The sequence below is a fragment of the Sulfurospirillum sp. 1307 genome (genome assembly GCF_054408545.1).
Map to the genome: position 1 here is coordinate 369,272 of NZ_CP176011.1, position 23,448 is coordinate 392,719.

Here is a 23,448-nt window from a genome sequence, read left to right on the forward strand (position 1 = left end):
GAGAAAACATGAAAAAAATGTTACCAAAAATAGCTGCATCAATCGCAGTTTGTGCAGCATTAGTTACATCAGCTAGTGCTAGTGATGTCATCAAGATAGGTGTACAAGCACCAATAACAGGTAAGTACGCAAATGAAGGACAAAGTATTGATAATGGTGTAAAATTAATCATTGATCAATTAAATGCAAAAGGTGGCTTATTAGGTAAAAAAGTTGAAGTAGTTAGCTGTGATGACGAAGGTCAAGCTCAAAAAGCTGCAATTTGTGCTAGAAAATTAGTAAATGAAGGCGTAATGGCAGTAATTGGATCTTACACTTCAGGAGCTACTGAAGCTGCTCAAACGACTTATTATAGAAACAAAGTTCTTCAAACTAGTGATGGAACAAGTGATAGTTTAACAAAACATAAGTATTGGACATTTTTTAGAAATTCATTTCAAAACAGTGCACAAGCAACATTTACTGCAAAATATTTAGTAAAAGAAAAAGCTTATAAAAATATAGTTGTACTTTCAGATTATTCTTCTTATTCAACAGGACTTGCTGATTCTGTTGCAAAAGCAATAAAAGCAGAGGGTGGAAATTTAATTTATCAAGGAAAAATTAAATCAGGAACTCAAAACTTTACAGCAATTTTAACAAAAATCAAATCAATGAATCCAGATGCAATATACTTTAGTGGATATTATACAGATGGTGGTTTACTTCGCGCTCAACAAATCCAATTAGGCATAAAAGCTGACTTCATCGGTGGTGATTCAAATGATAATCCAGATTTTATGAAACTTGCTGGAAAAACAGCTGTTGGAACACTTTTAGTAAACTTCCCAACTCCAGAATTTTTACCATATGATATTGCTAAAAAATTCTTAAAAGATTACAAAGCTAAGTATCAAAAAGATCCAGCATCAGTTTGGGCTTTAATGAATGTTGATGGTTTAAGAGCAATTCTTCATGCTTCAGAGACTTTAAAAACAACTGATACTAAAAAGATTAGTGATTTCTTACATAAGTTAAAAGATTTCCCAGGAATTACAGGTCCAGTTTCTTTTGATGAAAGAGGAGAAAGAATTAATACTAAATTTAACGTTTATGAGGTTCAAGAAGACTTTAGTTACAAAATCATAAATAAATAAAAAGAGAGAAGCAAAACAATGGATATATTTCTTCAACAATTAGTCAATGGACTGACTATAGGAAGTTTATATGCTTTGGTTGCTTTAGGTTATACGATGGTCTATGGGGTTATGAAGTTGATCAACTTCGCCCACGGGGACCTCGTGGCCTTATCAGCCTTTGCAGGACTTACAATTTATACAAATATATTTGCTGAGGGAACAACATCGGTATTGACTGTTATTACTGTGTTTGTGTTAACTGCGGCAATTATTGCAGTGGTTGGTGTTCTTCTTGAACGCCTTGCTTATAGGCCTTTACGAACGGCACCAAGACTTAGTGCTGTTGTTTCTGCATTAGGAGCTGGATTAGTTATTCAAAATGCCATTATGTTGATTTGGGGGCCAAATATGAAAATATTTCCTTCAAATATATTTCCTTCAATTATTTGGGATTTAAATGGTGTTGTTATTACTTTTACACAAGTAATGATTTTAGGATTATCTGCAATTTTGATGATTGCTTTATATCTATTTATAAATAAAACAAAAATGGGAACAGCGATTCGTGCAGTTGCAATAGACCAAGATGCCGCAAAACTAATGGGTATCAATGTAAATCAAATTATTATGCTGATTTTCATCATTGGTTCATCCCTTGGTGCAGTTGCTGGATTGTTTATTGGTACATATTATCGTGGAATTACATTTGATATGGGTTGGATGTATGGTCTTAGCGCATTTGTTGCAGCAATCATTGGAGGAATCGGAAATATTCCTGGAGCAATGTTTGGTGGATTGATGTTAGGACTTTTTAATGCACTAATAAGTGGTTATATATCAAGTTCTTGGGCTGAAACATTTACATTTATGCTTTTGATTATTGTTCTAATTTTTAGACCAACAGGCATACTTGGTGAAACTGTAGCGGAGAAAGTATAATGAATAGAACAACATTGATTTCAGTTGGTTTGTTAGTAGTAATGGGTATTTATCCTTTTTTTGTTGATTCCGCTTGGTTAGCTATTGGGACTACTTTTTTAGTTTATTCAGTTGTTGCATTTTCACAAGATATAATTCTTGGTCGTGCTGGAGCCTTTCACATGGGACATGCAGCATTTTTTGGTATAGGAGCTTATACAACAGCAATCTTAAATACCCATTTTGGATGGCCAATTTTGGCTACTTGGGCACCTGCAGTTTTAATTCCTATGGCTATTGCTCTTATCACAACAGCTCCAATTATTCACTTAAGAGGTGATTATTTACTTGTTACAACGATTGGACTAAATATTATATTTATTCAAGTTTTAGAAAATGATTTATTTGGATTAACTGGTGGCCCTAATGGTATATTTGGTATAGATGTTATAAGAGTTTTTGGATATGAGCTCTATACACAAACTCATATGTATTATTTGGCATTTATTTTACTTGGTATTACTTTGTTTATCATGAAACAGCTTGATGGTAGTAAGTTTGGAAGAGCAATGTTTTATATCAACAAAGATGACATTGCAGCACAAAGTATGGGAATTGATTTAAGATATTATAAATTGTATGCATTTGCAATTGGAGCTGGTTTAGCTGGGGCTGCTGGTAGTATGTTTTCAGTTCAATACAGTGCTGTTAGTCCTGAAGCATTTAATGTTATTCAGTCAATCATGTTTTTTACAATTGTTCTAGTTGGTGGTTCTGCTTCACTTCCTGGAGTTTTGCTTGGTACATTTGTTATGTTTGTTGTTCCAGAAATATTTAGAGAGTTTGAAACAGCTCGTTATTTGGTATTTGGAATTGCTATGATTTTAACAATGATACTAAGACCTCGTGGAATTTGGCCAGTTAAATTTGGCAATATCCCTTCATTTTTGAAAAAGGGGAGCAAATGAGCAAGTATTTATTGGAAATTAAAAATGTATCAAAGTTCTTCTCAGGATTAGTTGCAATTGATTCTTTAAATTTAAAGGTTAAAAAAGGCCAAATTTATGGAATAATTGGTCCAAATGGTGCAGGAAAAACTACATTATTTAACTGTATCACAGGGATTTATACTCCTGAAGAGGGAGAAATTCTTTGGAATGGAAAAGATATCAAAGGCACACCACCTCACAAAATAGCAGAGCTTGGAATTTTAAGAACATTTCAAACAATCAGGCTTTTTAGTGAAATGAGTGTTGCTGAAAATATTATGTCAGGTCGTCATATCAAATCAAAACAGAAGTGGTACAACGGCATTATTCCAACTCCAGCTTATTATAAAGATGAAAGACATAATTGGGAAAAAGTTGGAGAGTATATGGAACTTTTTGGTCTTACAAAGTTTGCAACAACTCCAGCTGGAGATCTATCATATGGTATTCAAAGAAAGATAGAGATGGCAAGAGCCCTAGCAGCTGAGCCAGAACTCTTGATACTAGATGAGCCAGCAGCTGGTCTTAACGAAAAAGAAACAAAAGAGTTAGCTGATATCATAAGAAAAATTCAAGCAATGGGTGTTACGATTATGATGATTGAACACGATATGGATATGGTTATGAGTCTTTGTGAATATATGACAGTGATTAACTTTGGAGCTTGGATTTGTGAGGGAGTTGCTAGTGAAGTTCAAAATAATCCAGCAGTAATAGAAGCATATATTGGTGCTGAAGATGATGAGGATGAGTAATGGCTAAAGATGATTTATTATTAGAAGTAAAAAATCTACATGTAAGCTATGGAGTTATTAAAGCTATCAAAGGAATTGACTTATATGTAAAAAAAGGTGAAGTTGTTACAATCTTAGGTGCAAATGGTGCTGGAAAGACTACGACTCTTAGAACGATTAGTGGACTTTTAAAATCAAGTGAGGGAAGTATAATTTTTGATGGTAAAGATATAACAAAAATTTCAGCTCACAATATTGTTTCATTGGGTATGAGTCATTCCCCTGAGGGAAGAAAAGTTTTTGGAACACTAAGTGTTGCTGAAAATTTATTGATGGGTGCTTATACTTTGAAAAAACCAGATCAAAAAACACTTGATTGGATTTATGAAATTTTACCAAGGCTAAAAGAGAGAGAACATCAACTAGCTGGAACACTAAGTGGCGGAGAGCAACAAATGCTAGCTATTGGTAGGGCTATTATGAGTAAGCCAAAATTGCTTATACTAGATGAACCAAGTCTTGGTTTAGCTCCTGTTTTAGTAAAAGGTATATTTAAAGCTATAAAAGATATCAGTGAAAGCGGGGTTACAGTCCTTATAGTTGAGCAAAATGCAAAAGCAGCTTTAAAATTGGCAGATAGAGGGTATGTTTTAGAATTGGGCAAAATTACTCATGAAGGTAGTAGTGAAGAATTGTTAAATTCAGAAGCAATTCAAGAGGCTTATTTGGGTAAGAAAAAGTAATAGTTGATTTGCTTATCAATTTAGGTAAGCAAATTTTTTTGCAAAAAAATTATAATTCATTTTTGGTACTACTTTTAGTAATACTAAATTGAAATAATAGAAAAGGAAGAACATGGAAAGTAATAAAGTAGTTATAGACAGAGCTATTGCTTTAGCTGAGAAGTGGCAAAGAAGGGCGACTGAATTAGTTAGTAATTTTGATAGAAAGTTCAACGCTAGAATGCACAAGATGTTAAGTAATCCTATGGATAAAGTTTTACTAATTGAACTTATGGATCAAAGCTTTAGAAGTAAGGATAACAAAAGAGTTGCTGATCAAATTGAGTATTTGTTCAATAAGTATGGAATGGCATCTTTTTTTACAACTAGTGAAAGATTTTTGATTTTCTTATTTAGAAATTTTGGTAAATATCTTCCAGATGTTTCAGTTCCTCTTTTTATTAAAAATGTAAGAGATGATACTGATACAGTTGTTATAAAAGGTGAAGATGAAACTCTAAATCAACACTTAATCAAAAGGCATGAAGAAGGAACTAGAGTTAATATTAACCTAATTGGTGAAGTTGTACTTGGTGAAGAAGAGGCTGAGAGTAGAATTCAAAAGTATGAAAATGCTTTGTCAAATCCTAATATAGATTATATTTCAATCAAGATTTCAACAATTTTTTCTCAGATAAATCCTGTTTCTTATGAAAACACAGTAGATGAATTAGTTGAGAGATTAACTAGAATATATCGCCAAGCTGCAAAGCACACTTATACAAATGCAAAAGGCGAACAAGAAAACAAATTTATAAATCTTGATATGGAAGAGTACAGAGACTTGGCTCTAACAGTTACTGCATTTAAAAAGACTCTTGAAAATCCAGAATTCAAAAATTTTAAAGCTGGAATTGTTCTTCAAGCATATCTTCCTGATTCACATTTATGGCAAAAAGATTTGAGAGATTGGGCTAAAAAAAGAGTTGAAGATGGCGGAGCTCCTATTAAGATGCGTTTAGTAAAAGGTGCAAATATGGAGATGGAAGAGACTGAAGCTGGTCTTAGACATTGGGAGGTAACTCCTTATACTAAAAAAATAGATACTGATAGTAACTATAAAATTATGGCTGAATATGCACTTGATCCTCAAAATGCTCCTTATATGAACGTAGGAATTGCTTCTCACAATCTTTTTGAACAAGCATATTGTTATGAACTTGCAAAAGAAAATGGAGTTTTAGAGTATTATTCTATGGAAATGCTTGAGGGTATGAGTGAATCAGCTAGACTTGCTATTAAAGAGATTTCAACTGATATCATTCTTTACGCTCCAACTGCAAAAAAAGAGCAATTTACCAATGCAATTGCATATCTTGTTAGAAGACTTGATGAAAACACAGGTAAAGAAAACTTCATAAGATATTCTTTTGGATTAGAGGTTGGAACTCCAGATTGGGAGATGTTGAAGAAAAAATTCCTAGAATCATTTGATAACAAGAAAAATCTATTTATTGGTGCTAAAAGAAAACAAAATAGACTTGAAGAAAATTGGGATGATTATAAAGGCGGAAGTTTTTATACCAATGAGTTTAAGGGTGAGCCTGATACTGATTTTATACTTTTCCCAAATAAACAATGGGCAAAACAAATTCGCGAAAAGTGGATGAAAAAACCAGGAGATGAGGTAAGTGTTACTCCTATTGTTGTTGGTGGAGAGGAAATTAGTCAAAGAGAAGTTAAAGAAGTAATCGATAAGTCTCAATTAAAAGATAAAGTTATTTGTGGAAAATACGCAATTGCAACAGCAGAAGATTTGAAAAAAGCAGCTGATATTGCGGCATCTGATCCTGATGGCTGGAGGGATTTAACTCATGTCCAGAGGAATGAAATACTTTGTAAAGTTGCAAATGAAGTAAGAAAGAAAAGAGGCGATTTAATTGGTGTTGCTGCAGCTGAAGTTGGAAAAGTATTTACAGAAACTGATGTAGAAGTTAGTGAAGCAATAGATTTTCTTGAGTTTTATGGATACAGCGCAAGATATTTTGAGAAATTTACAAATTTAAAATTTAAAGGTAAAGGCGTTGGAGTTGTAACTCCTCCTTGGAACTTTCCAATAGCAATACCTCTAGGTGGAATTGCAGCAGCTCTAGCGGCTGGAAATACAGTAATTATAAAACCAGCTTCTGCAGCAGCAATAAGTGCATATGAGCTTTGTAAATGTTTTTGGGATGCTGGAGTTAGTAAAAATGTACTTCAATATGTTCCATGTTCAGGAAGCGTAGCAGGTGAAAATTTAATTAAGAATCCAAAAGTTGATTTTGTTATTTTAACTGGTGGTGAAGATACAGCATATAGAATGTTAAAAGATAGACCAAATCTATTTTTAACTGCTGAGACTGGCGGTAAAGACGCTACAATTGTAACTGCTATGAGTGACAGAGAACAGGCTATCAAAAATGTTGTTGCTAGCGCATTTAATAATAGTGGTCAAAAGTGTTCAGCTACATCTTTATTGATTTTAGAAGAAGAAGTTTACAATGACCCTGATTTTAAAGCAGCTCTAATTGATGCAGCAAAAAGTGTAAAAGTAGGTTCAGTTTGGAATTTTGTAAATCGTATAGGAACATTAGCAAATCCAATCGGTGGAAATTTACAAAAAGCTCTTGATTCACTTGAGCCTGGTGAAGAATGGGCTTTAGCTCCAGAGTTTGCAGAAGATAATGAGTATATGTTAAAACCTGCAATTAGATGGGGAGTAAAAGATGGTAATTTCTGCCATATGAATGAGCTTTTTGGGCCAGTACTTTCTGTTATGTGTGCAAAAGATTTAAAACATGCAGTTGAAATTGTAAATAAAACTGGTTATGGATTGACTTCAGGATTAGAATCTCTTGATGCAAGAGAGATAGAGTATTGGAGAGAAAATTTAAAAGCTGGTAACCTTTATATCAATCGTGGTACAACAGGAGCTATTGTCCTTCGTCAACCTTTTGGTGGTATGGGTAAATCTGCAATTGGAGCAGGAAGAAAAGTTGGGGTATTTAATTATATAACTCAATTTATGACTTTTGAAGAGGTTGATACTCCAAAAGTTGATAAAACATATTTCCATCCATTAGTAGATGTTGTGAAAGCTTGGAATAAAGAAATAGAAGAATCAAAACACACTAAATTTAAAGATGAGTTTAAAAAGCTCTCATCAGCTCTTCAAAGCTATCTAAAACATTTTAAAGAGGAATTTGATGTTGAACATGATTATTTCAAATTAAGAGGGGAAGATAATCACTTTAGATACTTACCACTTAATCGTGTAGCTTTAAGAGTTACTGAAGAGGATAGCGTATTTGATGTGATGTCTAGAATTTTAGCTGCTAAAGTTAGTGGAGTATCACTACATATAAGTGTAGATGCAAAAGTTGAAAATAGCGTAGTTCTATTCTTGTACGAAAATAAAGATAGATTGCTTAACTCTAATGATAGAATTGTTAGAGAAAATGAAAAAGAGTTTGTTAAGTGTTTCCCTGATGTAGATAGAGTAATTTATGCAGATGAATCAAGAATAAGCGATTTTGTTTTTGAAGAAGCCGCAAAAATTGCAAGATTTATCATAAGGGCTAAACCTATGATGGAAGGAAGATTAGAGCTTCTAAATTACTTCCAAGAGCAAAGTATATCTCATAGTTACCATAGATATGGAAATATAGGTATAAGAGGGATAGAAAAAAACCAATAATAAAGTAAGGGGTTTCCCCTTACTTTAATTTTTCTAACATTCCTTGAGTAAGCTCTAGAGTTTTTTTGTTTCTAGTGATATTACTCTTGTTTGTAGTAATTCCTTTTTTATTGTCTTCTATCTTAGATTTGTTTTCTTCAATCTTAGATTTATTTGCTTCAATTTCTTCTCTATTTAATTCAATAAGCTTATTTAGTGTTTCAATCCTTTTTTCATATTTATTGATTAGATAAAACACAGCATATGCAAGAATAGCTATTATAATCCATTGTAACATTGTAGACTCCTTAAATAAATTTTTTGTAATTATACAGTAATTTCGTATATGTATTCATTCTTTAATTTACTTTGAATGATTTCTACTATTTTCAAATCAGGAAAATCAATATTCTGAAATTCACTTATGCTATTTATAGTATGAAAAGATAAATGTTTTAAAATGATTCCTCTATATGCTTTTGCCCAGTGAGAAACAACTTTTCCGTTTTTTATAAATTTTAAAGTAATATAAGGTTTTTTTATCTTATAAAACTTTTCGTAAAATCCAGCTCTTAAATCTAGTATTAATTCATCTTTGAGATAAGTATCTAAAATATCAGAGAAAAATTCTTTGTAAAACTTTTCTGGTTTAAAATCACCTATGGAAGAACCCTGCTTTAATTTATAGTATGGGATAGTATCAAAAGGTTTTATTGGTCCAAATAAATTAGAAAATATAATCACACTTTCATTAATCCACTCCTGTGATTTTAAGTCTAGGTTATTAAAATCCAAATATTTATAAGCAACGCCAGTATATCTCTCAATCGCTTTACATGTAGAAGAGTCTAATAAATTTATATTTTTTAGAGTTAAACACTCTTTTTCATCTTTGATTCCAAATATTTTTTCAAGCTCTTTAATGCTACATGTAGCTTTATATTCTTCAAATTTATTGATAACTTCAAGTCTTTTATCAAATAGCTCAGGGAAACAAAAAGAGTCTACATGTAGAGGCTTTTCCCCTGTTTTTAGGGATTTTGCTTCACTAGGAGAAAATAAAATTTTCATAACACAACCTTTATAAATAATCATTTTTTTACATTGTAGCAAAAAAAGTGAAAAAAAATACAAAAAACCATTGACATTACAAAAGTTTTGAGATATAATTTCACCTCACAAACAAGGTGCTGGTGTAGCTCAGTTGGTAGAGCAGCTGTCTTGTAAACAGCAGGTCGGCGGTTCAAGTCCGTTCACCAGCTCCACTTTTTGTGAATTAAAATGACAGTGTTTGACCAGGAATTAAATTGGTATAATGCATAAAGGGTGAGATACTCAAGCGGCCAACGAGGGCAGACTGTAAATCTGCTGGTTTTTACCTTCGGAGGTTCGAATCCTCCTCTCACCACCATTAATTTATGCGGGAGTAACTCAGTGGCTAGAGTTCCTGCCTTCCAAGCAGGGTGTCGCGAGTTCGAATCTCGTCTCCCGCTCCAAGATTTTATTTAGCTGGGAGCTGTTGAATTTTTTCTGCTTTAAACTACTACAGATAAAGTTCAGTAGACTCTTCTCTAAGCCTGTGAAATCATTTTGTTATATTATGTTGCTATAATGAAGCATTGCATTTGTTGCAATACGCTCATATGGCTCAGAGGTAGAGCACTTCCTTGGTAAGGAAGAGGTCGAGGGTTCAAGTCCCTCTATGAGCTCCAGAATATGGTCTAAATAAAAGACTTTAAAGATAAAAATAGTAAGGCTTTCGCTTAAAGCGAACTAATTAATCAAAAATAAAAACTTAAAACTCATACGGAGGAAGATATGGCTAAGGAAAAATTCACGAGAACCAAGCCTCATGTTAACATAGGTACAATTGGTCACGTAGATCACGGTAAAACTACATTAACAGCAGCAATTTCAGCAGTACTTGCTGAAAAAGGTCTAGCTGAAAAAAGAGATTTTGATCAAATTGATAATGCACCAGAAGAGAGAGAAAGAGGTATTACAATTGCAACTTCTCACATAGAGTACGAAACAGACACTCGTCACTATGCTCACGTTGACTGTCCAGGTCACGCTGACTACGTTAAAAATATGATTACAGGTGCTGCTCAAATGGACGGTGCTATCTTAGTTGTTTCTGCAGCTGATGGTCCTATGCCACAAACTAGAGAGCACATTTTGCTATCTCGCCAAGTTGGTGTTCCATATATCGTTGTTTTCATGAACAAAGCAGATATGGTTGATGATGAAGAATTACTAGAATTAGTAGAAATGGAAATCAGAGAGTTACTTTCTGAGTATGACTTCCCAGGAGATGATATACCAATCGTTGCTGGTTCAGCTCTTAAAGCTTTAGAAGAGGTAAAAGCTGGTACACTAGGTGAGTGGTCAGAAAAAATTATTGAACTTATGAATGAGGTTGATGCTTATATTCCTGAGCCACAAAGAGAAACTGATAAAGATTTCTTGATGCCAGTTGAAGATGTATTCTCAATTTCAGGTCGTGGTACAGTTGTTACTGGTAGAATCGAAAGAGGTACAATCAGAGTTGGTGAAGAAGTTGAAATCGTAGGTATTAAAGATACTCAAAAAACTACAGTAACTGGTGTTGAAATGTTCCGTAAAGAAATGGAGCAAGGTGAAGCTGGTGACAACTGTGGTATCTTACTTAGAGGTACTAAAAAAGAAGAAGTTGAAAGAGGTATGGTACTTTGTAAGCCAGGCTCAATCACTCCTCATACAAAATTTACAGCTGAGATCTATGTACTAAGTAAAGATGAAGGTGGAAGACACACTCCATTCTTTAATAACTATAGACCACAGTTTTATGTAAGAACAACAGACGTTACAGGTGCTATTACACTTCCTGAAGGAACTGAAATGGTAATGCCTGGTGATAATGTTAAAATTACAGTTGAATTAATCGCACCAATCGCTATGGAAGAAGGTACTAGATTTGCTATCCGTGAAGGTGGTAGAACTGTTGGTGCTGGTGTTGTTTCTTCAATTATCGAGTAAATAAAAATATAAAAAGGGAAGAGAAATCTTCCCTATTTAAAGGCAATTTAAAATGACTGTAAAAATAGGATTAAAGTGTACTGAGTGTGGTGATATCAACTACACTACAACAAAAAACTCTAAGACATATACTGAAAAGTTTGAAGCTAAAAGATATTGTCCAAGAGAAAAAAAACATACAGTTCACAAAGAAACAAAATTAAAAAGTTAATTATCTCCCTCGAAAGAGGGAAATAATACATGTAGGGTAGTAGCTCCAATTGGTAGAGCAACGGTCTCCAAAACCGTAGGTTGTGGGTTCGAATCCCCCCTGCCCTGCCACTAATCAAGGTGATAAATATGGAAAAATTGGTAACTTATTATAATCATTCAAAGGCAGAACTGTTAAAAGTTATCTTCCCGATAAAAGAGCAAATTAGAAATGCTTTTATATCAGTATTTGTTGTTGTAACTGTAGTTTCTTTATTTCTTGCATTAATTGATGTCATTATGTCATTTTCATTATCTTCATTAATATAAGGTAATAAAAATGGAACATAAATGGTATGCAATCCAGACATATGCTGGAAGTGAACAAGCAGTTAAAAGAGCAATCGAAGAGATTGTTAAAAACAATGCTATGGAAGATAGGTTAAAAGAAATTATTGTTCCAACTGAGGATGTAATTGAAGTTAAAAATGGTAAGAAAAAAATTACTGAAAGAAGTTTGTATCCAGGATATGCTTTTGCACATCTTGATTTAGATACAAAGCTTTGGCATATGATTCAGTCTTTGCCAAAAGTTGGAAGATTTATTGGAGAGTCAAAAAAACCTACTCCTCTAAGTGAAAAAGATATTCAGTTAATTTTAGAAAAAGCAGAGAAAAAAGGTGCACCTAAACCAAAAATATTTTTCGAAACAGGTGAGAGTGTTAGGATCACAGAAGGTCCTTTTGCAAACTTTACTGGTAGTGTAGAAGAATATGATATGGAACATGGCAAGTTAAAACTAAATGTTTCAATTTTTGGAAGAAGTACACCAGTTGAGATTTTGTATTCTCAAGTAGAAAAAATAGTTTAAGAGTTAAAATCTTATTTGATTGTATCAAATAATAAGAAATAAAAAAGAAGGATAATAAATGGCTAAAAAAGTAATTGGCGAAATTAAATTACAAATAGCTGCGGGTAAAGCAAATCCATCACCTCCAGTTGGTCCAGCACTTGGACAAAAGGGTGTTAATATTATGGAATTTTGTAAAGCTTTCAATGAGAAAACAAAAGATATGATGGGATTTAATATTCCTGTAGTTATCACAGTGTATGCTGATAGAAGTTTTACTTTTATTACTAAGCAACCACCTGCAACTGACTTGATTAAAAAAGCAGCTGGTATTAGTAAAGGAACAGATAACCCACTTCAAAATAAAGTAGGAAAATTAACAAAAGCTCAAGTTATGGAAATTGTTGAGAAAAAAATTGTTGATTTAAATACTGCTGATAAAGAAGCTGCTGCTAGAATAATAGCAGGAAGTGCTAGAAGTATGGGTGTAGAAATAGTAGATTAATTTTTCCCTTAACCACTTGGGGTAATTAAGTGGAAGCAAAATGTGCGGAGATAAAAATGGCAAAAAAAGTAACAAAAAGATTTCAGGAATTACTGAAAAAAATAGATAATAATAAAGACTATTCTGTAGAAGAAGCTATTAGTACAGTTAAAACTCTAGCTTCTGCAAAATTTGATGAAACAGTCGAGATTGCATTAAAACTAAATGTTGATCCAAGACATGCTGACCAAATGGTAAGAGGTTCTGTTATACTACCAGCTGGAACTGGAAAAAGTGTTAGAGTTGCAGTTGTAGCAAAAGATGCTAAAGCTGATGAAGCAAAAGCAGCAGGCGCTGATATAGTTGGAGCTGAAGATTTAATTGAAGATATTCAAGCTGGTAAAATTGATTTTGACGTATTGATAGCAACACCAAATATGATGGGACTTGTTGGTAAAGTGGGAAGAATTCTTGGACCAAAAGGTATCATGCCAAACCCTAAAACTGGAACAGTTACTATGGACGTAGCAAAAGCAGTTGAAAATAACAAGGGTGGTCAGGTTAACTTTAGAGTTGATAAACAAGGTAACATCCATGCAGGTATTGGTAAAGTAAGTTTTGATGAAGCAAGTCTAAGCGAAAACTTTAAAGCTTTTGTTAAAGCTATCAATAAACAAAAACCTGCGGCTGCTAAAGGTAAATACATAAGAAAAGCAGCTTTATCATTAACAATGAGTCCATCTATTTATTTAGATGCTCAAGAGTTACTTGATTTAAAATAATAATTAAATAATAATTAAACTTTGATTGGAGATAGCCGAGGCATTTGCTTAATTCAAGAGCTTAGCTCTTGGCTCTGCTTGAAATCACCAGTCGGAAAGGAGAAAAAATGACAAGAAGCGAAAAAGTTGAAATTGTTAATGTTTTAACTGATGAATTTAAAACTTCCGGCGCATTAGTTGTATGTGACTACAAAGGCTTGAATGTTCCTTCTTTAGAAGCTTTAAGAATTAAAGCAAAAGAAGTTGGCGTTAAAGTTAGAGTAATCAAAAATACTCTTGCAGGAATTGCTATGAGTAATGCTAATATCGAAGGAATTGAGCTTAAAGATACAAATATATTTGTATGGGGCGAAGATCAGTTAGATGTAACAAAAGTTGTAGCAAAATTTGCTGAAACATCAAAAGTATTTAAAATTAAAACTGCTTATATTGATGGTGAAGTTTGCGACGCAGCTAAAGTTGAAGCTCTTTCTAAAATGCCATCTCGTGATGAGCTTATTGGAATGTTACTTCAAACTTGGATGGCACCAATTACAAACTTTACAATTGGTCTTGATGCTCTTAGAGCTAAAAAAGAAGAAGAATCTGCATAATTTGTAGAATAATAAAATAAAAAGATAATGATAAAATAGGAGATTGAAAATGGCAATCACAAAAGAAGATGTATTAGAGTATATTTCAGGTTTAAGCGTTTTAGAGCTTAGTGAATTAGTTAAAGAATTTGAAGAAAAATTTGGTGTTTCTGCTGCTCCAGTTGTAATGGCTGGTGGTGCTGCTGGTGGTGATGCTGGCGCTGCAGCTGAAGAAAAAACTGAGTTTGATGTAGTACTAGTTGATGCTGGTGCTAAGAAAATCAATGCAATTAAAGCAGTTAGAGCAATTACTGGACTTGGTCTTAAAGAAGCAAAAGAAGCAGTTGAAGGTGTTCCTACAACTCTTAAAGAAGGCGTATCTAAAGAAGATGCTGCTGAAATCGTTAAGCAAATTGAAGAAGCTGGTGCAAAAGCTGAAATCAAGTAGTATTTATACTTGTAATTACGGGGAGTTTACTCTCCCCATTCAAATAAACAAAGATAATTTAGTCGTCGAAATTACTGCAAGATGTAGTAATAATACTTTCCTTTTAAACAACCTCGTGAGGTAGACTTATGTTAAATAACCTTAAATCTGGAAATCGCTTAAGAGTGGATTTTTCCAAAGTACCAAGAAAAATAGATGTCCCAAATTTACTTCAGTTACAACAAAAAAGTTATGAATACTTTTTAAATGTATCTGATTCAAATTCAGAAAGTGGCATTGAAAAAGTTTTTAAATCAATATTCCCAATTCATGACCCTCAAAATAGATTGTCGCTAGAGTATATAAGCTCTGAGATTGGAAAACCAAAATATAATGTTAGAGAGTGTATGGATAGAGGATTAACATATAGTGTTAATCTAAAAATGAATATTCGTTTGATTTTATGGGATAAAAATGAAAAAACTGGCGAAAAAGCTGGTGTAAAAGATATAAAAGAACAAGCAATATTTATACGTGAAATTCCATTGATGACAGATAGAACATCTTTTATCATTAATGGTGTAGAAAGAGTTGTAGTAAATCAGCTACATAGAAGTCCTGGTGTTATTTTCAAAGAAGAAGATAGCTCAACAGTTGTAAATAAACTAATATATACTGCTCAAATAATTCCAGATCGTGGAAGTTGGTTATATTTTGAGTATGATGCAAAAGATACATTATTTGTAAGAATCAATAAAAGAAGAAAAGTACCAATTACAATACTTTTTAGAGCACTTGGATATAGTAAACAAGATATTTTAAAACTATTTTACCCTGTTTTAAATATAAAAATTAAAGATAATAAATTCTTAATGAATTTTGAGCCAGAAAATTTTGTAGGTAGGGTAGAATTTGATCTAAAAGATGAAGATGGTAATCTAATAATTGCTGCTGGTAAAAGACTTACTAAAAAGAAAGCTGAAAAACTTGTTGAAGATGGCCTAAAGTATGTTGAATATCCAGTAGAAATTCTAGTAAATAGATTTCTATCATCTCCGATAATTGATCAAGAAAGTGGAGAAGTGTTATATGACACATTGTCTCAACTTGATGAATCAAAACTTACTAAGATAATAGAACAAGGCTGTGAAGAGATTGAAATAGCAAATGATTTAGCTAGTGGTGTTGATGATTCTATTATAAACTCTTTTATTGCAGATAATGAAACTCTTAAATTACTTCGCCAAACTGAAGGAATTGAAGATGAAAATGACTTAGCAACTATTAGAATTTATAAAGTAATGAGACCAGGTGAGCCTGTAACAAAAGAGGCAGCAAAAGCATTTTTTAATGATTTATTCTTTAATTCTGAAAGATATGACTTAACAAAAGTTGGTCGTATGAAAATGAATCATAAACTTGGCCTAAATGTTCCAGAATATGTAACTATAATGACAAGTGAAGATATCATAAAAACAGTAAAATATTTAATTAATGTTAAAAATGGTCAAGGTCATATAGATGATAGAGATCACTTAGGAAATAGAAGAATTAGAGCAATAGGAGAATTGCTATCTAATGAATTACATACTGGTTTAATCAAAATGCAAAAGGCAATCAGAGATAAATTTACTGGTCTTAGTGGTGCAGTAGAAGATCTAATGCCTCACGATTTGATTAACTCAAAAATGATTACTAGTACAATCATGGAATTCTTCTCAAGTGGACAGCTTTCACAGTTTATGGATCAAACAAATCCACTTAGTGAAATCACTCACAAAAGAAGACTTTCAGCACTTGGTGAAGGTGGACTTGTAAAAGAAAGAGCTGGTTTTGAAGTTCGTGACGTTCACCCAACTCATTATGGAAGAATTTGTCCAGTAGAAACTCCTGAAGGTCAAAATATTGGTCTTATTAATACATTAGCAATGTATTCCAAAGTTAATGAGCTAGGATTTGTTGAAGCTCCATATAGAAAAGTAAAAGATGGAAAAGTAACAGATGAAATAGTTTATATTACAGCAACCCAAGAAGAGGGACTTGTAATTGCTCCTGCTTCTACTTTAGTAGAAAACAATGAAATAGTAGAAGATTTGATTGAGGCAAGACAAGATGGTGAGATAATACTAGTTGAAAAAGAAAAAGTCGACTTAATCGATTTAAGCTCTGGCATAGTAACTGGTGTTGCTGCATCATTGATTCCATTTTTGGAGCATGATGATGCTAACCGTGCTCTAATGGGATCAAACATGCAACGTCAGGCAGTTCCTTTAGTATGGACAGAAGCTCCAATGGTAGGAACTGGAGTAGAAGCTGTAAGTGCAAGAGATACTTGGACATCAATTAAAGCTAAAAGAGCTGGTGTTGTTGAAAAAGTAGATAATAAAAATATTTATATTCTTGGTGAAGATGATAATGGTGTATTTATTGACCATTACTCTTTACAAAAGAATTTAAGAACAAACCAAAATACAACTTTTACTCAAAGGGTAATTGTAAGAGTTGGAGATAAAATCGAAGCTGGACAAATCATAGCTGATGGTGCTAGTATGGACAATGGTGAACTTGCTATTGGTAAAAATGTACTAGTAGCATTTATGCCATGGAATGGTTATAACTATGAGGATGCGATTGTTCTAAGTAAAAAGATGATTAGAAACGATGCATTTACATCAGTTCATACTTATGAAAAAGAAATTGAAGCTCGTGAACTAAAAGATGGTGTAGAAGAGATAACAAAAGATATACCAAATGTTAAAGAAGAAGACTTGGCCCATCTTGATGATAGTGGTATTGTAAAAATAGGAACTTATATCAAACCAGGCATGATTCTAGTTGGAAAAGTAAGTCCTAAAGGAGAGGTGAAACCAACTCCTGAAGAAAGATTACTTCGTGCAATTTTTGGTGAAAAAGCTGGTCATGTTGTAAATAAATCTATGTATGCTAGCCCTTCAATGGAAGGTGTTGTAGTAGATGTTAAGATATTTACAAAAAAAGGTTACGATAAAGACCCAAGAGCAATTCAAGCATATGAAGAAGAAAAAGAGATACTAGATCGTGAGCATCATGACAAGTTATTAATGTTAGATAGAGAAGAAATGTTACAAATAAATTCTCTACTTTCAAAAAATGTGTTAAACGAAGATTGTGAAGTAAATAAAGTATCTTATAAAAAAGGCGATAAGATTGATCCAAAAGATTTGGAAAATGTAAATCGTTTTTCACTAAATACTATCGTAAAATCATTTGATGATGAAGTTCAAGATAAATATAAAAATTTAAAAGCTTATTTCCAAGCTGAAAAGAAAAAACTTAAAGAAGAGCATGACGAAAAACTTAGTATCATTGAAAAAGATGATATATTGCCAAGTGGTGTAGTAAAACTTGTAAAAGTTTATATTGCTACTAAGCGTAAGCTAAAAGTTGGTGATAAGATGGCTGGTCGTCATGGTAACAAAGGTATTGTTTCAAACATAGTTGAAGAAGTTGATATGCCATATCTTAAAAATGGTGAGAGTGTAGAAATTGTTCTTAACCCTCTTGGTGTTCCAAGTCGTATGAATATTGGACAGATTTTAGAAGTTCATTTAGGACTTGTTGGAAAAAGATTAGGTAATCAAATTGAAGAAATTTTTGAACAGAAAAAGGGTGATTGGCTAAAAGAACTTAGAGGAACTATGATAAGAATTGCAGATGTTGCTAAGTTCATGGATGCTAAAGCATTCTTAGAAAAAATGGATGATGAAACTCTCTTAAAATATGCTAGAGATTGGTCAAAAGGTGTAAAATTTGCTGTTCCAGTTTTTGAAAGTACAAATCAAGAAGAGTTCAAAAAATTATTTGAATTAGCTAAATTAGATATGGATGGTAAGTCTGAGCTTTATGATGGAAGAACTGGTGAAAAGATGAAAGAGCGTGTAAATGTAGGTTACATGTATATGTTAAAACTTCACCATCTTGTAGATGAAAAAGTTCATGCAAGAAGTACTGGACCATACTCACTAGTAACACAACAACCAGTTGGTGGTAAGGCACTATTTGGTGGTCAAAGATTTGGAGAAATGGAAGTATGGGCACTTGAAGCTTATGGTGCAGCTCATACACTAAGAGAAATGTTAACAATTAAATCAGATGATGTTGAAGGAAGAATTGCTGCTTATAAAGCATTAACTAGAGGAGAAAATATTCCTCAAACTGGTATTCCTGAGACATTCTATGTATTGACAAATGAGTTGAAGTCTTTGGCTTTAGACGTAGAGATATATGACGAGGTGGAAAATAATGAAGAATCTAGTACCAATTGAAATTCATGAAGAAAGTAGACCAAGAGACTTTAAAGCATTTCAATTAAGACTTGCAAGCCCTGAGAAGATTCGTTCATGGAGTTATGGTGAAGTAAAAAAGCCAGAAACTATCAACTATAGAACTCTAAAACCTGAAAGAGACGGACTTTTTTGTGCGAAAATATTTGGACCAGTAAGAGAGTATGAATGTCTTTGTGGTAAATATAAAAAAATGCGCTACAAAGGTGTAAAATGCGAAAAATGTGGTGTTGAAGTAACTAGTACAAAAGTAAGACGTTCACGTATGGGACATATTGAGCTTGTAGCTCCTGTTGCTCATATTTGGTATGTTAATTCTTTACCAAGTAGAATAGGAACTTTACTTGGTGTTAAGATGAAAGATTTAGAAAGAGTACTTTACTATGAAGCATATATTGTAAAAAACCCAGGTGAAGCATTTTATGATACAGAAAATACTAAAAAAGTAGAAAAGTATGATGTTTTAAATGAAGAGCAATATCAATCTTTATTTCAAAGATTTGAGCATACTGGATTTGAAGCTGCTATGGGTGGAGCAATAGTTAGGGATTTACTTGCTGAATTAGATTTGATTGAAATTTTATCAAATCTAAAAGAAGAGATAAATGCTACTAACTCAGAAGCAAAGAAAAAAACTATTATTAAAAGATTAAAAGTAGTTGAAGCATTCTTAAATAGTGGAAACCGTCCTGAGTGGATGATGATTACTATATTGCCAGTTTTACCGCCTGATTTAAGGCCACTTGTTGCACTTGATGGTGGAAAATTTGCTGTCAGCGATGTAAATGATTTATATAGAAGAGTTATTAATAGAAACTCAAGATTAAAAAGATTAATGGAACTTGATGCTCCTGAGATTATTATCAGAAATGAAATGAGAATGCTTCAAGAGAGTGTTGATGCTTTATTTGACAATGGAAGAAGAGCAAACGCAGTAAAAGGTGCAAATAAGCGTCCTTTGAAATCATTATCTGAAATAATTAAAGGTAAACAAGGACGTTTCCGTCAAAACCTACTTGGAAAAAGGGTTGACTTCTCAGGTCGTTCAGTAATCGTTGTTGGACCAAACTTGAGGATGGATCAATGTGGTTTACCAAAGCAAATGGCACTTGAATTATTTAAGCCACATTTATTGGCTCGTTTGGAAGAAAAAGGTTATGCAACTACAATCAAACAAGCTAAAAAAATGATTGAAGATAAGACAAATGAAGTTTGGGAGTGTTTAGCAGAAGTTGTAAAAGACCATCCTGTTATGCTTAACCGTGCTCCAACGCTTCATAAACTATCAATTCAAGCATTTCACCCTGTTTTAATTGAAGGAAAAGCAATTAGACTACATCCTTTAGTATGTTCTGCATTTAATGCTGACTTCGATGGTGACCAGATGGCAGTTCATGTACCATTAAGTCAAGAAGCAATTGCAGAGTGTAAGGTATTGATGCTAAGTTCGATGAATATTCTTTTACCAGCAAGTGGTAAAGCGATAACAGTTCCTACTCAAGATATGGTACTTGGTTTATATTATCTTTCTTTAGAAAAAGAGGGAGCAAAAGGCTCAAATAAAATTTTTGCAAATGTAGATGAAGTAAAAATTGCAATGGATGCAGGTAAACTTGAAGCTCATGCGAAAATTAAAACATTGATTGATGGAAGAATTGTATTTACAACTGCTGGAAGATTGATAATAAAATCAATATTGCCTGATTTTGTTCCAGAAGAGTACTGGAATATTGTCATGAAAAAGAAAAATATAGGTGCTTTGGTTGATTATGTATTTAAAGAAGGTGGACTTAGTGTAACTGCAGAATTCTTAGATAATCTTAAAAATCTAGGTTTTAAATATGCAACTGATGCTGGTATTTCTGTTTCAATTGATGATATAAAAGTTCCTGAAACAAAAATAGCAAAAATTGCAGAAGCTAAGAAAAAAGTTCGTGAAATTCAAAAGCAATATAGCTCTGGTTTATTAACGGAACAAGAAAGATATAATAAAATTATTGATATTTGGACAGATACAAATAATGATGTTGCTTCTGAAATGATGAAATTAACTGAAACTGATAAGGGTGGTTTTAACTCAATCTACATGATGGCTGACTCTGGAGCAAGAGGTAGTGCAGCTCAGATTAGACAGCTTGCTGGTATGAGGGGTCTTATGGCAAAACCAGACGGTAGTATTATTGAAACTCCAATTATTTCTAACTTCCGTGAAGGTTTGAACGTACTTGAATACTTTATTTCAACTCACGGTGCTAGAAAAGGTCTTGCTGATACTGCTTTAAAAACAGCAAATGCTGGTTATTTAACTAGAAAACTAATTGATGTTGCTCAAAATGTTAAAGTTACTATGGATGATTGTGGAACTCATGAAGGTGTAGAAATAACAGAAATTGTCCACAGTGGTGATTTAATTGAATCTCTTGATGAAAGAGCATTAGGAAGAGTTTTAGCAGAAGATGTAATTGATTCAATTACAAATGAAGTTCTTTTTACAGAGGGTACACTAATAACAGAAGAAAAAGCAAAAGCTCTAAGAGAAGCTGAAGTTAAATCAGTTGTTATTAGAACGCCTATTACATGTAAAGCACCAAAAGGCATTTGTGCAAAATGTTATGGTATTAACCTTGGGGAAGGAAAACTTGTACGCCCAGGAGAAGCTGTTGGAATTATATCAGCACAATCAATTGGTGAACCAGGTACTCAGCTTACTCTTAGAACATTCCATATTGGTGGTACTGCTTCAACTGAAGCACAAGATAGACAAGTAATAGCACAAAAAGAAGGTTTTATTAGATATTACAATGTTAAAACTTATCAAACAAAAGATAGTAAAACGATAGTATCAAATAGAAGAAATGCAGCTATTTTACTAGTAGAACCTAAAATTAAAGCACCTTTTGAGGGTACTATAGAGATTGATCATGCTCACGAAGAAACAACGATTTCTATTAAAGGTGAAAATGATAGTGTAAAATATACTTTTAGAAAAAATAATTTAGCAAAAGCAAATGAATTAGCTGGTGTTAGTGGAAAAGTTGAAGGAAAATTTTATATACCTTACAATAGTGGAGACATTGTTCATGAAAATGAAAGTATAGTTGAAGTTATCAAAGATGGTTGGAATGTTCCTAATCGTATTCCATATGCTAGTGAATTAAGAGTTAAAGATGGAGATCCTGTTGTTCAAAAAATTAAATCTGATGCAAATGGTGTTGTTAAATTCTATAAATTAAAGGGTGATTATTTAGATAGATATAAAAATATCGAAAAAGGTCATTTAGTTAATGAAAAAGGATTGTTTGCCGTAATTGCAGATAGTGAAGGACGTGAAGCAGTTCGTCACTATATACCAAGGAACTCTATTATTGAAGTTGAAGATAATAGTGAAGTTAAATCTGATAGTGTTATTTCTAAACCAAATTCAAATGAACAGACAGTTGTTGCTGAATGGGACCCATACTCAACTCCAATAATTTCTGAAGTTTCTGGTGTAGTAACTTTCGAAGATATAGAACCAGGATTTACTGCTTCAGAACAATTTGATGAAATTACAGGTGAGAGTAAGTTAGTTATTAACGAATATTTACCAAGTGGTACAAAACCAACCATCATAGTTGCAACTTCAAATGGTGAAATTATCAAATATCAGCTAGAGCCAAAAACTGCAATATTTGTAAAAGATGGACAAGAAGTAAGTCTTGCTGACATTATTGGTAGAACACCAAAAGCTGCTACAAGATCAAGCGATATTACTGGTGGTCTTCCAAGAGTTAGTGAGTTATTTGAAGCTAGACGTCCTAAAAATGCAACTGTAATTGCTGAGATTGATGGAACTGTAAGATTTGGAAAACCTTTAAGAAGTAAAGAAAGAATTATCATCGAAGCAGAAGATGGAACAAGTGTAGAGTATTTAGTAAATAAAAATATTCCTATACATGTAAACAATGGTGAATTTGTTCATGCTGGTGAGCACTTGACCGATGGTGTTGTTTCAAGCCATGATATTTTAAGAATTATGGGTGAAAAAGAATTGCACCGTTATATCATTGGTGAAATTCAACAAGTATATAGAAGTCAGGGTGTTGCTATTAGTGACAAGCATATTGAGATTATTGTTTCGCAAATGCTAAGACAAGTTAAAATAGTAGATAGTGGAGATACAAAATTTATCGAAGGTGACTTAATAAGCCGACGTAGATTTAAAGAGGAAAATGAAAAAATTATGAAGATGGGTGGAGAACCAGCGATTGCAGAACCAACATTACTTGGTGTTACAAGAGCTGCTATAGGAAGTGATAGTATAATTTCTGCTGCATCTTTCCAAGAAACTACTAAAGTTTTAACTGAAGCTAGTATAGCAGCTAAAGTAGATATGTTAGAAGATTTAAAAGAAAATGTTATTTTAGGTCGTATGATTCCAGTTGGAACTGGTTTATATAAAAATAAAGAAATGAAAATCAAGGTAAACGATTCAGAGTAACGCATATTGATTAAGTTAAGAAGTCATTTCTTAACTTAATCTTTTTTTAAGTGCTTTTTAAGTAAAATGTCGTTTCTCTGAAGAGAGAGGGTTAAGTGTGACTGAAAAGTTGTACTTTAGATTTAGAA

The 23,448-nt window shown here is 32.9% G+C and carries 18 protein-coding genes and 5 tRNA genes; 21 read left to right on the forward strand and 2 right to left on the reverse strand.

Translation table 11 applies throughout. The features are described 5' to 3' along the window. Positions 1-8: 8 nt before the first annotated feature. The 6 genes from ACKGJI_RS01955 (at position 9) to ACKGJI_RS01980 (ending at position 8,217) form a co-directional block, all read left to right on the forward strand. Positions 9-1,136 (forward strand): branched-chain amino acid ABC transporter substrate-binding protein, encoded by a 1,128-nt coding sequence (locus ACKGJI_RS01955; RefSeq protein ID WP_458700881.1) that lies wholly within the window; start codon positions 9-11, stop codon positions 1,134-1,136. Between the two features lie 18 nt (positions 1,137-1,154). Further along, the gene (locus tag ACKGJI_RS01960; RefSeq protein ID WP_458700882.1) at positions 1,155-2,057 is read left to right on the forward strand and encodes a branched-chain amino acid ABC transporter permease; all 903 of its coding nucleotides are present in this window, start codon (positions 1,155-1,157) and stop codon (positions 2,055-2,057) included. Then, complete coding sequence (locus ACKGJI_RS01965; protein ID WP_458700883.1) at positions 2,057-3,004, forward strand: branched-chain amino acid ABC transporter permease; 948 nt, start codon at positions 2,057-2,059, stop codon at positions 3,002-3,004. Before ACKGJI_RS01960 ends, ACKGJI_RS01965 begins: the two co-directional genes overlap by 1 nt. After that, positions 3,001-3,780, forward strand: coding sequence for an ABC transporter ATP-binding protein (locus ACKGJI_RS01970; RefSeq protein ID WP_458700884.1), 780 nt, complete (start codon positions 3,001-3,003; stop codon positions 3,778-3,780). Before ACKGJI_RS01965 ends, ACKGJI_RS01970 begins: the two co-directional genes overlap by 4 nt. Continuing rightward, positions 3,780-4,502, forward strand: a complete 723-nt coding sequence (locus tag ACKGJI_RS01975; protein ID WP_458700885.1) for an ABC transporter ATP-binding protein — start codon at positions 3,780-3,782, stop codon at positions 4,500-4,502. Before ACKGJI_RS01970 ends, ACKGJI_RS01975 begins: the two co-directional genes overlap by 1 nt. A gap of 112 nt (positions 4,503-4,614) precedes the next feature. Further along, positions 4,615-8,217, forward strand: coding sequence for a proline dehydrogenase family protein (locus ACKGJI_RS01980; protein ID WP_458700886.1), 3,603 nt, complete (start codon positions 4,615-4,617; stop codon positions 8,215-8,217). Between the two features lie 19 nt (positions 8,218-8,236). Here the strand turns inward: ACKGJI_RS01980 and ACKGJI_RS01985 are convergent, their stop codons facing one another. Further along, positions 8,237-8,494 carry a hypothetical protein gene (locus ACKGJI_RS01985; protein ID WP_458700887.1) on the reverse strand — a complete coding sequence of 86 codons (258 nt, stop codon included), beginning with the start codon at positions 8,492-8,494 and terminating at the stop codon, positions 8,237-8,239. A gap of 29 nt (positions 8,495-8,523) precedes the next feature. Next, on the reverse strand, positions 8,524-9,267 hold the full coding sequence (locus ACKGJI_RS01990; RefSeq protein WP_458700888.1) for a YaaA family protein: 744 nt from the start codon (positions 9,265-9,267) through the stop codon (positions 8,524-8,526). 118 nt (positions 9,268-9,385) lie between these two features. Between ACKGJI_RS01990 and ACKGJI_RS01995 the strand changes: the two genes are divergently transcribed. From ACKGJI_RS01995 to rpoC, 15 genes are all read left to right on the forward strand, one after another. Beyond that, positions 9,386-9,461: transfer RNA gene (locus ACKGJI_RS01995), tRNA-Thr, on the forward strand. Between the two features lie 60 nt (positions 9,462-9,521). Beyond that, a tRNA-Tyr gene (locus ACKGJI_RS02000) sits at positions 9,522-9,607 on the forward strand. Between the two features lie 9 nt (positions 9,608-9,616). Next, positions 9,617-9,692 (forward strand) — tRNA-Gly (locus ACKGJI_RS02005). 141 nt (positions 9,693-9,833) lie between these two features. Then, positions 9,834-9,908, forward strand: a tRNA-Thr gene (locus ACKGJI_RS02010). Positions 9,909-10,014: 106 nt separating this feature from the next. Continuing rightward, positions 10,015-11,214: an elongation factor Tu gene (tuf, locus tag ACKGJI_RS02015; protein WP_458700889.1), complete on the forward strand. Its 1,200-nt coding sequence runs from the start codon at positions 10,015-10,017 to the stop codon at positions 11,212-11,214. A gap of 52 nt (positions 11,215-11,266) precedes the next feature. After that, complete coding sequence (gene rpmG, locus ACKGJI_RS02020) at positions 11,267-11,425, forward strand: 50S ribosomal protein L33 (RefSeq protein ID WP_458700890.1); 159 nt, start codon at positions 11,267-11,269, stop codon at positions 11,423-11,425. 33 nt (positions 11,426-11,458) lie between these two features. Further along, positions 11,459-11,535: transfer RNA gene (locus ACKGJI_RS02025), tRNA-Trp, on the forward strand. 18 nt (positions 11,536-11,553) lie between these two features. Further along, on the forward strand, positions 11,554-11,733 hold the full coding sequence (gene secE / locus ACKGJI_RS02030; RefSeq protein WP_458700891.1) for a preprotein translocase subunit SecE: 180 nt from the start codon (positions 11,554-11,556) through the stop codon (positions 11,731-11,733). A 10-nt stretch (positions 11,734-11,743) separates the two neighbouring features. Further along, a complete protein-coding gene (gene nusG / locus ACKGJI_RS02035; RefSeq protein ID WP_458700892.1) occupies positions 11,744-12,274 on the forward strand; it encodes a transcription termination/antitermination protein NusG in 531 nt (176 codons plus the stop codon). Between the two features lie 58 nt (positions 12,275-12,332). Continuing rightward, positions 12,333-12,758 carry a 50S ribosomal protein L11 gene (gene rplK, locus ACKGJI_RS02040; protein ID WP_458700893.1) on the forward strand — a complete coding sequence of 142 codons (426 nt, stop codon included), beginning with the start codon at positions 12,333-12,335 and terminating at the stop codon, positions 12,756-12,758. A gap of 56 nt (positions 12,759-12,814) precedes the next feature. Next, a complete protein-coding gene (gene rplA / locus ACKGJI_RS02045) occupies positions 12,815-13,519 on the forward strand; it encodes a 50S ribosomal protein L1 (RefSeq protein WP_458700895.1) in 705 nt (234 codons plus the stop codon). 107 nt (positions 13,520-13,626) lie between these two features. Beyond that, complete coding sequence (rplJ, locus tag ACKGJI_RS02050; RefSeq protein ID WP_458700897.1) at positions 13,627-14,112, forward strand: 50S ribosomal protein L10; 486 nt, start codon at positions 13,627-13,629, stop codon at positions 14,110-14,112. Between the two features lie 49 nt (positions 14,113-14,161). Beyond that, positions 14,162-14,539, forward strand: coding sequence for a 50S ribosomal protein L7/L12 (gene rplL, locus ACKGJI_RS02055; protein ID WP_458700898.1), 378 nt, complete (start codon positions 14,162-14,164; stop codon positions 14,537-14,539). Positions 14,540-14,667: 128 nt separating this feature from the next. Next, positions 14,668-18,822, forward strand: coding sequence for a DNA-directed RNA polymerase subunit beta (rpoB, locus tag ACKGJI_RS02060; RefSeq protein WP_458700899.1), 4,155 nt, complete (start codon positions 14,668-14,670; stop codon positions 18,820-18,822). Continuing rightward, positions 18,800-23,320 (forward strand): DNA-directed RNA polymerase subunit beta', encoded by a 4,521-nt coding sequence (gene rpoC / locus ACKGJI_RS02065; protein WP_458700900.1) that lies wholly within the window; start codon positions 18,800-18,802, stop codon positions 23,318-23,320. Before rpoB ends, rpoC begins: the two co-directional genes overlap by 23 nt. The last annotated feature ends 128 nt before the right edge of the window (positions 23,321-23,448 follow it).